We start from the raw sequence: 15,603 nt of genomic DNA, 5'->3' as shown, positions 1-15,603 counted from the left end.
CAACATGAATGGAACAATTATGAAAATCGCCGCTGCCGTCCTGCCCGCGATGATGCTCTCAGAGGCCTCTGCCGACACCTTGAAAACAGACTCCGTAACATCTGAACTGCTGCAATACGAGTGCACCCCCGCGACGATCCAGCCCGGCTTCTGGAAAGGGGAACTCCCCGATGCGCTCACCGCTTCCGACGGAACGAAAATCGACACCCCCGAAGCGTGGATGAACAAACGTCGCCCTGAACTTCTCAAGCTGTTCTGCACCAATGTCTACGGCAATCCCCTCCCCGCTCCGCCGCAGGGGATCGAATTCAAGGTGATCGAGAGAAGTGACAATGCCCTCGGCGGCAAGGCGATCCGTATTCAGGGGGACATCACCTGCAAAGGGATGAAGCAGCCCAATCCGTTCCGCATGCTCGTCTATCTGCCGAAGAAAGCGGAGAAACCCGTTCCGGTCTTTCTCGGACTGAATTTCCTGGGAAATCAGTCGATCAGCGACGATCCGGAAATCCTGATTCCGGAGTGGGTGAAGAATCCGCGCCCGCGAGGGAAACGCGCCCCGCGCTACGATCTGGACACGATCCTCTCCTCCGGCTACGGCATCGCGACCATTCACAATGCCGACATCGAGCCGGACCGCCCCGACGCCTGGCGCACCGGAATCCGCAACGAGTTCCTGACCGACGGCGTCCAGCGCACCGACGATCCCGCCACGATCGCAACCTGGGCGTGGGGCCTCTCGCGCGGACTCGACGCGCTGCTCACGCTTCCGGAGGTAGACTCCCGGCGCATCATCGTCTGGGGCCACTCGCGACTCGGCAAGACCTCGCTCTGGGCCGCCGCGCTCGACCCGCGGTTCGCCGCTTCGATCTCAAACGACTCCGGCTGCGGCGGCGCCTCGCTGACCCGGCACATTCTGAACGACGAAAAGAGCGAAACGCTCCAGCGGATCATCAAAACATTTCCGCACTGGTTCGCGCTGAATCTGAACAACTACGTCGATCGCGAGGAGACGCTTCCGGTCGATCAGCATGAACTCATCGCCCTCATCGCCCCGCGCCCGGTCTACGTCGCGAGCGCGGAAGAGGATGCCTGGGCCGATCCGGAGGGGGAGTTCCTCGCCGCCCGCGAAGCCTCGAAAGTCTACCGGCTCTTCGGATTTCAGGGAATTCCGGCCGACGCAACCATGCCGAATCTGCATACCCCCGTCGGCAGTGAACGGGTCGGATACCACATCCGCGCCGGGGAGCATGACGTTCAAAATTTCGACTGGGCCGCGTTCATCCGGTTCATGAACGCAAACCTCCCGGCCGAATAAGCGGTTGAAAAAACAGCGCTCCGGGTGTATCTTATGCAATCATGCACGCGCAGAATGATCCAATCTCAGCGCTGAAGCGCTATTTCGGGTTCGACGCCTTTCTCGACAATCAGCAGGAGGTCGTCGAACGCATTTTGTGTGGACGCGATCTATGCGTCATCATGCCGACCGGAGCGGGCAAGTCGCTCTGCTATCAGCTGCCGATCCTCATGCGGCCCGGTTACGGGATCGTGGTCTCCCCGCTGATCTCCCTCATGAAAGATCAGGTCGACTCGCTCATTGAAAAGAATCTCCCGGCCGCATTCATCAACAGCACCGTGCCGTTCGGGGAACAGATCCGGATCGCGAACCAGGCGGCGAACGGGGAAGTCAAACTGCTCTACGTTGCGCCGGAACGGTTTCATACGGATTTCTTCCGCCGCTTTCTCGTGGAAACGCCCCCCGGGGTCATGATCGTCGACGAGGCGCACTGCATCAGCCAGTGGGGTCATGACTTCCGCCCCTCGTACCGGCGGCTCGGCGAAGTGATCGACGCGTTCCGGATCCCGCAGGTGTGTGCATTCACTGCGACTGCGACGCCGAAAGTGCGGGACGACATCCGCGAACAGCTTCACCGCCCGGAGATGGAACTTCACGTCGCGGGATTCAAACGGCCGAACCTCGCGTTTTCCGTAGTCGAATGTTCTTCGGACTCGAGCAAGTTCGCCGAGATCCGTCAGCGGCTCAAACGGAAGAAGCCGACTATCATCTACACCTCCACCCGCAAGGCCGTCGAACTCCTCTCATCTGAACTGGGCTGCATCGGCTATCACGCCGGCATGAGCGACGAGGAGCGCAAGACCGCGCAGGAGAGATTTATGAACGACCCCTGCCCCGTGCTCGCCGCCACCAACGCTTTCGGCATGGGAATCGACCGCCCCGATGTGCGGCAGGTGATCCACTTCAACCTCCCCGGGTCGCTCGAAGCGTACTATCAGGAAGCGGGGCGCGCGGGACGGGACGGCGAAAATGCCGACTGCATCCTGCTTTACGCCTACCGCGACCGTTTCGTGCAGGAGTTTCTGATCGATCTCTCCAATCCGCCGCCGGAACTCGTGCAGGAGCTCTACACCCGGCTGCGCGAACTTGCGATCGAGCGGAAAACAACCATGCTCGAAGTCACGCTCTCGGAACTCGTTCCGGAAGTTCCCGGCGCGAAATCCGACAGCCAGCTCTCCGCAGCGATGGCGATTCTGGAAAAAGCGAATCTCATCGACCGCGGCTACCGGCGCAACAACCGCGGTTTTCTGCGTTTCACCGAAGATCTCGAATACCTCGCAAGTGAACACGCCGCACAGGCGACGCAGCGTTCGCGGTTCATCGCGCGCTGCATCGAGCGGTTCGGATTTGAACTGCTTCAGAAAAAGGCGTTTACGTTCGATGAACTCGCCGTTGTTTCAGGACTCTCTGTCGAGCAGGTCCGGCGTGTGCTCCGGGCGCTGAACGGGGAATGCCTTGAATGGAATGTCCCGTTCGCCGGGCGCGGTACGGAACTGCTTCACCCGGAGAAAGTTCAAGTTGACATGGACTATCAGGCGATGTCTGCCAAACGCGAATTTGAACTCGCCCGCCTCGATGAGGTGTGCTCCTACGCGCGCACCGCCGGCTGCCGCCAGGCCGCGCTCATCAATTACTTCGGGGAAAACGCCCGTTCCTGGCACTGCGGAAGCTGCGACAACTGTTCCGGTTCCGCCGACGGCCATACCGGCCCGCTGCGGGAAGTTACCGACGCAGCCGAAGAGGGAATCATCCGCCGCATCCTCGAAGCCGTCGAGGAGTTCGACGGCCGCATCGGCAGCGGGAAACTCAGCCAGATTCTCGCCGGCAGCCGCAGCGCCGAACTGACCGGACGCGGGTTTCACCGCAGCCGCCACTTCGGCCGCCTCGAAGCCCTGAAGCAGACCCGCATCGCCGCCTATCTGAAATCGCTCGAAAAAGCCGGTTATATCGGCAGAATCGAACGCGGCGAATTCCCCTGCATCGAATTGACCGCCCGCGGGCTCGAGGTGCTCAATGAACACGCCCATGCCCGGATCGATATGCCGGAACTCCGGCGGAAAGCGGAACGGCACACCGCTCCGGCCCGCTCCTCCGGTCCGCTGCCTGAATACGACGAGAGCGCGCCGCTCTACGAAGAGCTGCGCGCCCTGCGCCACGAAATCGCCGAATCACGCGGAGTCCCGCCGTTTGCCGTCCTCACCAACGCCGCCCTCACTGAACTAGCCAGGCGGCAGCCTCTTACGATCGAAGAAGCGATGAGAATTCCGGGAATCGGTCCGATCAAGGCGCGCACGGTCCTCCCGATCTTCCTCGAGAAAATCCGTGCGTTCCGCGCGTCCCGCTGATGCGGAAACCGTTGGAGAATCAATACTTCCAGGTTGCGGACTTCACGCTGTCCCACAAGCCGGACTCGATGTCGACTTTCTTGCGCGAACTGGTCGCGACCGGGATCGGCACATAGGTGAAACGGTCGTTCCAGTGGCCGATCACCACGTCGGTGCACCCCGCCATCGCACAGTGCACCGCATGCTGCGCAAGCATCTCGCAGAAGACCGAATCGGTCCCGTTCGACGGCAGACTGCGGATCAGATACGAAGGATCGAAATACTTGACCGTGAGATCGATGTTCTTCTCCCTGCCCCACTGCGTGATCGTGTCCCGCAGAAACTCACCGATGTTGTGGTGCAGCTTGTTGCCGGATTTGTCGCGTTTCTCCGAATCCTCCTTGAACAGATGCTGGCCCGCCCCCTCGGAGACGATGATCACCGCGTGTTTGCGCAGCTTAAGCCGCCGCTCCAGACTCGGCAGCAGCGCGTGTTCCCCCTCGTAGAGCGAGAACGGATCTTCCGGAATCAGGCAGTAATTCACATGCGTGTTCGCCAGCGTCGCGTAGGCGGCGATGAATCCCGAATCGCGCCCCATCACGTGAATGAGTCCGATCCCGTTCGGCGCGCCTTTCGCCTCGTTGTGCGCAGCGGAAATCACCGGTCCGGTGGCATAGACCGCCGTCTCAAATCCGAACGTCTTATCGATGAAGTTGATGTCGTTGTCAATCGTTTTCGGAATGCCGACGACGCTGATATTGAGTCCGCGCCGCTCGACTTCAAGCGCGATGTCGTGCGCACAGCGCAGCGTGCCGTCCCCGCCGATGCAGAAGAGCAGTTTGATGTTCATGCGCTTCAGGGTCTCGACCATGACCGCCTCGTCCTGGCGGCCGCGCGAACTGCCGAGCACCGTGCCGCCATCCTCGTGAATCGAATCGACCGAATCGGGCGTAAGCAGCATCGGCTCATGCCCGTAGGCGGGATTCAGCCCCTGATAGCCGTACCGGATGCCGAAGACGATCGGCACGTTGTACCGCAGCATCAGCGTGCGGGTCAACCCCTTGATCACGTCGTTGAGTCCGGGGCAGAGTCCACCGGCAGTCAGGATCGCGGCATGCGTCCAGGAGGGGTCGTGGTAGATCTTCTCCCGCGGCCCGGCCGCTTCAAACGCACTGATCCGCCCGAACTCCTTGAGCTCCGTCTCAACTTCATGGACGTCCTTGCCGTAGATGACGGTCGCGTCTTCGGGAATGAATTTCACCCCGGTCAGCGGCGACGGAATCGTCGGCGTACCGAGATGTTTCACTGTCAAATCGGGTATTTCCATAATTGTCTGTCCAAATTCGTTGGCCGGCGCGTTTCGCAACACCGGCAGGTTATTCATCCGAATTGATAAAATAACTCCGAACCGGAGGAAAATCAACTCGAATTCCGCTTGATTTTCCTGAAAACAGGCTTATATTTCCATAATGTTATGATTGGATTGAGAAAATTCCATTGAGATCGGAGTTGACGATTTGAAGATGAAAAAACTGCTGTTCATATTGCCCGTACTCTGTGCCGTCCTGTCGACCGGAGCGGCGACTCTTTCGTTCCGGAGCGGCGAGATCCTCGCGGCGGAACTCTCTACGGTTAAACCGCGCATCACCAATGAGGATCCGCTCGCGTTCCCGGTTGATTTCAGCCGGAAGATCTACGCTGCAATCGTTGTGAAAGTCGATGCCGGGCGCGGCATCTCGATCCATGACTATTCGCTTTCCGCATTCGGCAGAACCTATCCGTGCATCGCCCTGCGCGCCGGAAACAACAACTTCGACGCCGAAAACTGGCTGGTCAAGCGGGCCGAACCAGGTACCCGCTACACGCTGCTCTTCGTCCTGGACGCAACCAGAATCGGTCGCGAAAAAGATGAAACGATCACCCTGCATGCGGAATTCCCCCCCGAAGAGAGTGCAGATCTGCGGGTTCCGTTCACGAACCTCGGCAACCGCGGCTTCTCCACTCCCGGCTCGATTCCGGGCGGCGGCAGCATGAAAGAGCTCGGGAAATGAGTCGTCAACCGGAGTTCCTTCCCACCACCGGGGAGGAGATGGAACGGGCTGGGTATGAAGAACTTGACATCCTGCTCGTCACGGGAGACTGTTACGTCGATCATCCCTCTTTCGGGGTTTCGATCATCGGGAGACTGCTGACCGACTGCGGCTACCGTGTCGGGCTCATCGCCCAGCCGGACTGGAAAAATCCGGAGTCGCTGACCGTCATGGGACGCCCGCGCATCGGCGTCGGCGTCACTTCCGGCAACATGGATTCGATGGTGAACATCTATACCGTCGGCCGCCGCTTCCGCAAAGAGGACTGTTTCAGCGAAAACGGGGAAACCGGCAAACGGCCGCCGCATGCGCTCATCGTCTATGCGCAGATGGTCAAGCAGGTGTTCCCGGGGATTCCGGTTCAGCTCGGCGGGCTCGAGGCGAGTTTCCGCCGTATCGCGCATTACGACTACTGGCAGGACAAGATCCGGCCGTCGGTTCTGCTCGACTCGAAAGCGGAGATCCTCGTCTACGGCATGGGCGAACGCCCGACGCCGGAGGTCTACCGCCGCTTCGCCGCGGGGGAGTCGCTCGCGGGAATCCGCGGTACCGCCCGGCTGCTCGGCAAAAAGGCCGCCGAGGCGTTCGACCCCGGCGACCGGTACCTGTTCCTGCCGAGCTATGAAGAGACGCTCGCCGACAAGGACGCGCTTATGCGCGCGACGATCATGGTCGAGCAGGAGATGAATTTTCAGTCCGGCCGAGGACTTCTCCAGAAATACGGCGACCGGCTGCTCGTGGTCGAACCGCCGCCCGAGCCGCTCAAGCCCGAAGAGCTCGACCGCGTCCATGAACTTCCCTACGCGCGGCGGCCGCATCCGAAATACAAGGGCAGAATCCCCGCCTTTGAGACGATCAAGGACTCGATTCAGGCCGTGCGCGGCTGCCCCGGCGGCTGCGCGTTCTGCGGGCTGGTGGTCCATCAGGGGCGCCATGTCATGAGCCGCAGCGAGGATTCGGTTCTGCGCGAACTCGACACGATCGCAAAATGTCCGAACTTCAAGGGAACCATCAGCGACGTCGGCGGAGCGGCGGGCAACATCTACGGGAGCCGGTATGATCTTGAACGGTGTCGCAAGTGCCGCCGTTCGAGCTGCCTCTTCCCAGCGCCGTGCCCGAACTACGTCTGCACGGGTCTCGAGACGCTGCATCTGCTGCGCCGGATGCGCAAACACCCGAAAGTAAAGCATCTCTACATCAATTCCGGGATCCGTCTCGACCTGGCGCTGCGCCAGCCGGAACTGCTGCGGGAGATCATTGCACACCACGTTTCGGGGCACATGAAAGTCGCGCCCGAGCATCTGCATCCGACGGTTCTCAAGCTCATGCGCAAGAGCCCGGCCGAGGAGTTTTACAAATTCATGGAGGTGTTCGACCGCATCAGCAAAGAGTGCGGCAAGGAGCAGTATCTGATTCCGCTTTTCATCTCGAACTTCCCCGGCTGTACGGAAAAAGAGATGAAAACGGTCGATGACTTCCTCAACCGCCACAAGTGGAGTCTCCAGCAGGTGCAGGATTACATTCCGCTTCCGATGACGATGGGCGGGGCGATGTACTACACCGGCAAGGCGCCGGATGGGACGCCGATCCCGGTAAACCGGGGGCTGGCCGAACGGCGGCAGCAGATCGGCGTACTCAAGAAACGGCGCTCCGGCCCGTCGAAAGACCCGGTGGCGAACAAACGCTGCTGGGAGCGGCGCAAACCCGGTAAACAAAAGTCTTGAAACCAATGCCGAAGAAGCGGAGCAAACGGTGGTTTCTGCGCGGATTCCTCTGCGGAATCGCCCTGTTGCTTCTGCTCTTCTACGGCGGAATTGCGTACATGCGGCACGAGGCTGACTCGCTGACGGTAAACCGGTACGAGGCAATATCGGAAACATGGACGCTCCCGCCGCTGCGCATCGCCGTCGCCGCGGATTTCCACGTCGGCAACACCCCGGAAGCACTCGAACGCCTCGCAAAGATTGTGGATGCCATCAATGCCGAAAAGCCGGATCTGATTCTGCTGCCCGGGGATTTCGCCGCGGGATTGTTTCCGAGTCAGGCGGGAGATCCGCGGCAGATCGCGGAGGAGCTTTCCCGGCTGAAAGCGCCGCTCGGCGTCTATGCGGTTCTCGGCAACCACGATCACTGGCAGAAGGCGGAGCGATTCACAAAAGCGTTTGAAAAGGTGGAACTCCCGCTGCTCGAAAACCGTTCGGTCGTACTTGAGTTCGCGGGAAAACCGTTCCGTCTTGTCGGTGTAATCGACGGCTGGACTCAGGAGGAGCCGCCGTGGGCGGAGCTGCTGCCGGAAGAATCGATTCCGCGCATCGTCATGACCCACGGGCCCGACATCTTTGAAACTCTCCCGGAATCGACCGCGCTCGCGGTCGCCGGACATACCCACGGCGGGCAGATCGTACTGCCGTTCCTGGGACCGGTGTACATTCCGTCGCGCCACGGCCGACGCTACGCCTCGGGGCTCATCACCGAGGGAAAGAACACCATCTTTGTCACGACCGGAACCGGCACGAGCAACGTTCCGCTGCGGCTGAACTGCCCGCCCGAAATCGCGATTCTCACGCTGAAAGGCGTTGCTCCGATTGTTCCGGAACCGACGGTGCGTTTGGCGGAGCCCACCCCCTGAATTGCCCGGATTTCGCTCTTTCTCCGTCAAAACCCCTCTTTTTTTCATTTTTTTTGCTTTCCCTCTTGACTTTTTTCATGAAATCGGTCATAATATACGGCAGAAATTATATCAATATATTACTTTTCGAGAAAAATTATATCGACCAATGGAGCAACAGGCAATCAGCAAATATGACCGGATCAAAGCGTTTCTGATGGAGGAGGCGCTGAAACCGGAATCGCGGTTGAAGATGCCGACCGTACAGGAATTGATGCGGAAATTCGGGGCATCGCAGTCGCCGGTGACGCGGGCGATCCGGGATCTGGAACACGAGGGGGTCGTCCGCTGCCGGCGGGGATCGGGGATGGTCAGCTGCAGCGCGGCGGCCCGGGAGGAGAATTTTCCTGAGGAAATGGAGGAGTCGGATACCACGGTGCTGTTTCTGCGGACGGACTACTTTGCGGAATCGCTCTGGAACATGGAGCACACGATTCTCACGTACGCGCGGCAGAACAAGATCTCGATCATCAACTACCGGATGGGGGAAGAGGCGGACATTCCGGCGATCATCGAACAGGTGAAGAAATCGCGTACCCTCTCAGGAATCGTGATGAACTCAAATCCGGGGATGAAATCCGACAAACTGATCCGCTATCTGAATCATCTGCCGTTTCCGGTTGTGATGATCAACAGCAGCAATCTTTACGAGAACGCGGCAGAAAACGTGACCATATTGTCGCTCGACTCGGGACAGGCGGGACGACTCTGCATCGAGGCACTGGCGCGGGCGGGTCACAGGAAAGTCGGCTACATCCGGAACGAACCGGAGAGCGATCTGACCAGATTGCGTTTTCGCGGGATCAATGCGGCAGCGGAAGAGATGGGTATCAGCGTAACTCATTTTCCGGCAACGATCAAAGCGTGGGAAAATTCGGCGCAGGCGGCGGAAAAGATTACGCGGGCGCGTCTCGATGAAATCCGTTCGCTCGGGCTGACCGCACTCATCTATTACAGCGGGATGGGCGCACTGGCGGGGAGACGGGTGCTTCAGCTCGCGGGCTTCCGGATTCCGGAAGACATCAGCGTCATCAGCGAGGATGACGGCAGCATCATGGAGCAGCTCTACCCGGCCGGAAGCATTGTTCTGGGCGAATATCTCGCCCAATGCCGCGATTCGCTGGATATCATTCTCGGGAAAATCCCCTCCCCCGGAACAAAACTTTATCCATATCGCTATATCGAACGGGAATCCGTCAAACAAATGAATTTCTGATTGAACGATCTTACGAGTAATCGGGTCAAATCCCTTATCATAAACATCAAACAATCCCTGGAGGAGAAAACCAAACATGAAAAAAAATATCGCAGCGATTTTCTGTGCAGCCGGTTTCGCGGCGCTGGCCGCTCCGCCGCCCCAGAGCGATTCCCCCTACGGGGCCTGCGCCCACCTGAACCGGTGGGAATTCCCGTTAATGGAGCAAGAGCTTCAACTGATGAAAAAAGCGGGAATTGGCTTCGATCGAACTGATCTGGATTGGTCTCAGGTGGAACCCCAGCCGGGGAAATGGGATTTTACCCGATGGGATGCGGTGCTGAAAGCTGCGGAAGAGAACGGCATCACCATTCTGCCGATTCTCCCTGGATTCCAACCCAAATGGGGAACACCGCTCGCCTCGCATCCGGAAGAGTGGAAGAACTACGTGAAAACGGTTGTAAGCCGTTATAAGGGGAGAATCCGTTTTTGGGAGGTCGTCAACGAGCCTGATCTCGGGGAATTTTCCAACAATCACAAGCGCTATACCAAATTTCTGAAAGAGAGTTACGACCTGATCAAGGCGACCGATCCAGACGCCACCGTACTGACCGGCGGACTCATTGTGCACCAGAATGTTGCGGAGTTTCTCCGCCTTGCGGAAAAGGATTCTTTCGACATATTGAATGTTCACCGCTATATCTGGCAGGACTATCCGGAAACGATGCTGTACCAGTGGCTCAGCTACATCAAAAGCGAGATGAAGAAAAACCCCGCTCACGCAGACAAACCGATGTGGTTGACCGAAACCGGATATTCAACTCTTCCGGTTCCCGATCTTACGGAAGTGCTCGGCTACGCCTTGAAAAAAATCGGCCTTGATGATCCAAAGCTGCCGCTTGTCCTGATCGAGGATCCTGATTACCTCTACTCTTCGGAGTGCATCAATCTCGATCTCAGCAGTTTTTTCAAGGAGAAACGTACCATTCGCCGTATCGCCCTGAAAGAGTTGGCGGCACTGGACCCGAAACAATATCCGCTGCTGCTGCTGCCGATGAACGAGGGGTATCCATCCGCTTTCCACGAACCGCTTGTCGATTACCTGAAAAAAGGCGGAACGGTAATCTTTCCGGGAGGCGGGATTCCGTTCTATTTCAATCGCGTGCTCAAGCCGGACGGGTCTGTTGAAAACAAAGGTGCCTCCGCTCAAATTCACAAAGATCTTCATTTTGCCTGGGAAGCTTACTGGAGAAACCCCAAAGCGCCGAAATTCACCACCAATCTGGAAGCTGCACCCGAGGCCGGGAATATCAGTTTCCCGAAAATTGCCAATCGCTATTTGAGCACCCAAAACCTAAAGCCGGGGGATGAACTGATTCCCATCATCAGCGCATTTTCCGAAGATCGTTCATGGTCGGCGCCTGTAGCGGGAATCTATCGCTTCAACAGCGATCTCAAGGGAAATCTGATCGCTTTCACCTGGCAGGACTTTTCCCATCGCACCTCGCCGGAGTGGCAGGCTAAACTCCTGCCCAGAACGCTTCTGCTTGCATTCAGTGCGGGCGTGGAAAAAGTGTTCACCTACAGTTTCCGCTCGCAGGAGCATTTTCACCGCAATGGCGGTCGAGAGGCGCATTTCGGGATTGTCCGGGTTGATCTCACGCCGAAACCGGCATATACCGCATACGCCACCCTCACGAAAATGCGCCCGGCCGGCTCCCGGCACATCGGTTTTACCCGGGAAGATGGAATATTTGCGGTGAGCTGGGAAAAACCCGACGGCACTCCGGTCTGCGCGATCTGGACAATCGCACTGCCGAAAGAGGTTTCTCTGAAGACGAAAGGCGAACTTCGCTCGAGCTGTGATTATCTCGGAAATTCCTGCCAGGTGAAAGCCACGCCGGGAGTCATCCATCTCACGGCCAGGCCGGAAGTCACTTATCTCGAGGGAGTCACGTTGCAATAAGGTCGACATACGGAGGACCAGAGAGGGGGCGTTTGCGACCACTTGACGCCCTCTCCCGTTGAACAAAGAATGTAAATGATCCATGAAAATTGCTTTTCAAACGAACCTCAGGAGGTAACAGGATGAAAAAATTTACATTGATAGAATTGCTTGTTGTAATTGCGATCATCGCGATTCTGGCGTCGATGCTGCTGCCGGCGCTGAATCAGGCGAGAGACCGGGCCAAGGAATCGCAATGCGCCAACAACAAGAAGCAAACGATGCTGGCCCAAATTCAATATGCGGGCGACCACAGCGACTATTACGTTGGTTACCGGATGGACAGTGCGGGTTCGAGTTCCACTTTCCGCCTCTGGTCTGCCGTACTCTGCAACAAGCAGGATAGCGAGGGTCATTTCTCCATACACGGCGGCGGCTATCTGGACAAAAAGAGCATTCAATGTCCATCGTCCGTCAATCGTGCCACTCCGGACAAAAATGATTTCTCGTTTTTCTGGCAGAGCACATTCGGAATCGATTACTCCGACTTTCTTACCGATCCCAAGCGGGCGGGTCGGATGGGAAACTACATTATTCTGTCAAGTTCATCGCCGGGAAACGTGCAGTCCTATTATTTTTCACTCGTCAAGATGAAATTGCCGTCTCAGACGCCGATTTATGCGGATACCTATTCCACCAAGCAGAAAGGCAGTTATCCCAGATTCTCCTATGGCTCGGATCTCTGGGAGGGGGTCGGTGTTTACATGGCACACGGCAACGGCAGAAAATCGATTCTGGCTTATGCCGACGGTCATGTTTTGAGCCAGACTCCCGCAGATTTGAAAGACATGAACAAGCCTTATTACTTCTTCGACGGAAGAGTCTTTATCGGGACCGACGGTTTGTAATCCGCTTTCTGTCGTGACACCCCGGAAAAAGTCCGAATCTTTTCTCAACTCCGGATTCCACAATCCGGAGTTTTTTCATTCACCCGGATCAACTTCCCCGTTCCAGACGCAAAATTAAAATCCGGTTAAGAAACGATTTCTTTTTTGCAAACCATCTGAAAACGGCGGGAGAGCGGTTGCACTTTCTCCTTTGACGCGCTATCGTTAAGAGTATGAGCAAAAAAAGAAAACGACTGCTGATCCTTGCCGCGCTGGGACTCTTCCTGATCGGAAGCGCCGCACTCTGCCCGTATCGCCTGATCATCGTGAGCGGTGACTCGATGACGCCGACTTACCACAGCGGGCAGCTTCTCTTCGGAAAAAAGCAGATATTCTGCCGCGACGAACCGTTCCGACGCGGCGAAGTCGTGCTCTTCCGGCACCATGGCGAAACCTGTCTCAAGCGGATCTACGCGCTCCCCGGCGACGAGGTCGTGATCTTCCGGCTCGACGAGGGGTTCAATCTGCTGGTTCAGGCGGGAGAGTACATGCGCTACTACCGGCTGGTCGAAGAGATCGGTTCGGCGCGGATCGACCGCTTCGACGTGCCGGAAGGGGAACTCTTCCTGCTCGGCGACGCGCCGCAGCTTTCCCTCGACAGCCGCGATTTCGGGCCGGTTCCGCAGAGCGCCGTCCTCGCCCGCCTCCCCGGCTCGGAACGGTGACCAGGCAGCCGGAACAGCCGGTATTCCGATTCCGACGGAAGAGGGAAATACGTTCTGCGGCAGTTTCACTTTCCCTGCGCAGCAGCTGCCTGCCCCAACGGAAAAAGTGATACAGCAATTCCAGTTTTCTCCGAATTTATCCCGGAAAACTCTGTGCGACACGAGCAATCTTCCGTCAAACCGAACCTGAGGGAGCACTTCAATGATGATGTGTAATTCGTTCCTCTCCAAAATAAAATGCAATTTCAACTGCCTCTGATCTCTGCATTCCGGAAATAGAAATTTTCACTTTTTTTATAAATCAGCTTGCATTTACTGTATCACGCCGGGATAATATCATCATACAGAGATACACTGCGGAGATACACCATGACCAAGGCAAACAAACTGTATGAAAGTTTAAAAACACGTGCTCTCGGCGGCGTCCCCGGGCAGCCGTTCGCTTCGTTCCGGACGATCATGCGCGATTACTCGGTCAGTCAGGCGACCGTTGCCAAAGCAACCAGTCGGCTGGTTGCAGAGGGATTGCTGAAGAAAAATACCGGGCGCGAAATGGAAATCACCGACGAGATACTGAATTTCCGCCACGGAGCCGCTCCCGTCATCTGCCTGGCACTCCCGCACTGGCAATCGGACTGGTATGCGCGAGTCGAACACCATTTCTTTGATATGGCCGACAAGCTGAACTATGAACTTAAGGTGCTCCGTTATGACTGGCGACTGAAAGTTCCACACGAATTTCCTCAAACCAGAATCGATGCGATGGTGGTTGTAACCGATGGACAAATGTTCACTTCGGAACAGCTCCGCTGTCTGGAAGAGCTGAAAATCCCGTTTGTCATCTTCAGCGGCAATTTGTCGTGCTTCGCCGTCCATTGTGTTCACGCCGATGACGAATATGCCGGAGCCAAGGCAGCCCATCACCTTGTCAGCCTAGGTCATCGTTCCCTGGCCGTGCTCGTTTCAGAACCGAAATCGGAAGAAATGCACAACCGCATTAAGGGCTTTCGCCAATTTTGCGAACTGAACAGCATCGATTCGGAAATCATCGACTGCGGCATTGTCCACGGTGACTTTGTGCCGGAAAAAGTCTACCTGACACTGAAAAAGCGTTTTTCTGAATCCGCCCCGGGTTTCACAGGGTTGTTCACGCTTTCCGAATGTTCCTCGTTCGGAATTTACCGTGCCTGCAACGAAACTGGGATCCGGCTTCCGCAGGATCTCAGCGTAATTTCAATCGGCGAATTCTGGCAGGCCGCTTATATGAATCCGCCATTAACAACAATCGGCAGCGACGTCTCCAACATGGTCCGCGAAACGATCGCAATTCTGACCGGACCGGAAGCGAACGGGCCGAATTTCATCCACCGAATGTTGCGCCCGGTCCTGATCCGGCGCAGTTCAACCGCACCATGCAGAACGGGAAAAATCTCTTTCAATCATCAATAAATCACGATTTTCAGGAGGAAACAATGAATCAACGTTTTACAATGCCGGAACAATCGAAAGTGAACATCAACGAAAACGGCGGCCGTCTCCACCCGGAAAGCGGTCTCATCTCCCTGCACCGGCGAGTACCTGCCACAACCGCCCTGTCTCCGACCCCACAGCCTGAACAGATCCAGAAAACACGCCGGGCGGCGGACACGCCCCCAGCCTCTCACAGTCATGTGACGAAAAAGGCGGCATTTACGCTCATAGAGCTCCTCATCGTGATAGCGATCATCGCAATCCTCGCCTCTATGCTCTTTCCCGCCTTGAATCAGGCGCGGATGCGTGCAAAGTCGACAAGTTGTATCAGCAATCTCAAGCAGATCGGCACGGGAGTCGGGATGTATGCAGCCTCAGATCAGAATGCCTATCTCCGGCTCAGGCACGAAAAAGCCGCCATGCAGGGGAATCAATGGATAAGCGTAGGAATCCTCTGGCGACTCGGTTTGATTGGCGACCCGAAAACTTTTTATTGTCCAGCAAACGTCAAAACAGAATTCCAGGCCTATCGCGATTACTGGAAACAAGACAACAAAGCAACAATCTGGATTGCCTATACCAGTGCCAGAGCAGACGGCGTGCAGGATCCCGGAGTAACCACAAAACCGTATCTCGGTCTGAATCTCAAAAATCCGGAAATCAACAGCGCCATGCCCATCTATGCCGATACCGCCCTGTTTTACAGCGGCTGCAATCGCAGTCCAATGCTGCAGGAGTTCGACCACATCAACGGGAACTGTCTTTACGGAGACGGCAGTGTCGCAAGTTTCACTCAGAAGCAGGTCCTGCAGCTGCACACGCAGGAGTCCGGGACGTGGAAAGAGGGGCTTTATCTGCGCAACTACCGTCGGTACCGGAAATGAATTCATCGGAAAGAAACCATCGTATGAACCGCATCATTTTTCCCCTGTTCGGGCTGATGAT

12 protein-coding genes are annotated in these 15,603 nt (G+C 56.9%); 11 read left to right on the top strand and 1 reads right to left on the bottom strand.

Annotated features, from left to right (window positions below; all coding sequences use genetic code 11):
• Nucleotides 1-4 precede the first annotated feature (4 nt).
• Together Q0J85_RS01670 and Q0J85_RS01665 are read left to right on the top strand one after the other, a co-directional pair.
• The gene (locus Q0J85_RS01670; RefSeq protein WP_294477627.1) at nucleotides 5-1,315 is read left to right on the top strand and encodes a hypothetical protein; all 1,311 of its coding nucleotides are present in this window, start codon (nucleotides 5-7) and stop codon (nucleotides 1,313-1,315) included.
• Between the two features lie 41 nt (nucleotides 1,316-1,356).
• Complete coding sequence (locus tag Q0J85_RS01665; protein WP_294477624.1) at nucleotides 1,357-3,699, top strand: ATP-dependent DNA helicase RecQ; 2,343 nt, start codon at nucleotides 1,357-1,359, stop codon at nucleotides 3,697-3,699.
• Between the two features lie 19 nt (nucleotides 3,700-3,718).
• On the opposite strand, the gene Q0J85_RS01660 is transcribed toward Q0J85_RS01665, so the two are convergent.
• A complete protein-coding gene (locus tag Q0J85_RS01660) occupies nucleotides 3,719-4,984 on the bottom strand; it encodes an ATP-dependent 6-phosphofructokinase (protein WP_294477790.1) in 1,266 nt (421 codons plus the stop codon).
• Between the two features lie 217 nt (nucleotides 4,985-5,201).
• On the opposite strand from Q0J85_RS01660, the gene Q0J85_RS01655 reads away from it, so the two are divergent.
• From Q0J85_RS01655 to Q0J85_RS01615, 9 genes are all read left to right on the top strand, one after another.
• Nucleotides 5,202-5,729, top strand: a complete 528-nt coding sequence (locus tag Q0J85_RS01655; protein ID WP_294477622.1) for a hypothetical protein — start codon at nucleotides 5,202-5,204, stop codon at nucleotides 5,727-5,729.
• The gene (locus Q0J85_RS01650) at nucleotides 5,726-7,492 is read left to right on the top strand and encodes a YgiQ family radical SAM protein (protein ID WP_294477620.1); all 1,767 of its coding nucleotides are present in this window, start codon (nucleotides 5,726-5,728) and stop codon (nucleotides 7,490-7,492) included. Before Q0J85_RS01655 ends, Q0J85_RS01650 begins: the two co-directional genes overlap by 4 nt.
• A 5-nt stretch (nucleotides 7,493-7,497) precedes the next feature.
• Nucleotides 7,498-8,397, top strand: coding sequence for a metallophosphoesterase (locus Q0J85_RS01645; protein ID WP_294477618.1), 900 nt, complete (start codon nucleotides 7,498-7,500; stop codon nucleotides 8,395-8,397).
• Between the two features lie 148 nt (nucleotides 8,398-8,545).
• Complete coding sequence (locus tag Q0J85_RS01640) at nucleotides 8,546-9,652, top strand: GntR family transcriptional regulator (protein ID WP_294477616.1); 1,107 nt, start codon at nucleotides 8,546-8,548, stop codon at nucleotides 9,650-9,652.
• A gap of 76 nt (nucleotides 9,653-9,728) precedes the next feature.
• Nucleotides 9,729-11,597, top strand: a complete 1,869-nt coding sequence (locus Q0J85_RS01635; RefSeq protein ID WP_294477614.1) for an endo-1,4-beta-xylanase — start codon at nucleotides 9,729-9,731, stop codon at nucleotides 11,595-11,597.
• A gap of 122 nt (nucleotides 11,598-11,719) precedes the next feature.
• Nucleotides 11,720-12,484, top strand: coding sequence for a type II secretion system protein (locus Q0J85_RS01630; protein WP_294477613.1), 765 nt, complete (start codon nucleotides 11,720-11,722; stop codon nucleotides 12,482-12,484).
• A gap of 212 nt (nucleotides 12,485-12,696) precedes the next feature.
• Entirely contained in the window at nucleotides 12,697-13,188 is a 492-nt protein-coding gene (gene lepB / locus Q0J85_RS01625) for a signal peptidase I (RefSeq protein WP_294477611.1), read from the top strand.
• Nucleotides 13,189-13,557: 369 nt separating this feature from the next.
• Entirely contained in the window at nucleotides 13,558-14,637 is a 1,080-nt protein-coding gene (locus tag Q0J85_RS01620; RefSeq protein WP_294477609.1) for a LacI family DNA-binding transcriptional regulator, read from the top strand.
• A gap of 23 nt (nucleotides 14,638-14,660) precedes the next feature.
• Entirely contained in the window at nucleotides 14,661-15,542 is an 882-nt protein-coding gene (locus Q0J85_RS01615) for a type II secretion system protein (protein ID WP_294477607.1), read from the top strand.
• The last annotated feature ends 61 nt before the right edge of the window (nucleotides 15,543-15,603 follow it).

The sequence above is a fragment of the uncultured Victivallis sp. genome (genome assembly GCA_944389935.1).
Classification (GTDB): domain Bacteria; phylum Verrucomicrobiota; class Lentisphaeria; order Victivallales; family Victivallaceae; genus Victivallis.
Note: the sequence above shows the minus strand (reverse complement) of the source record. Positions and strands in the feature narration are given on the sequence as shown.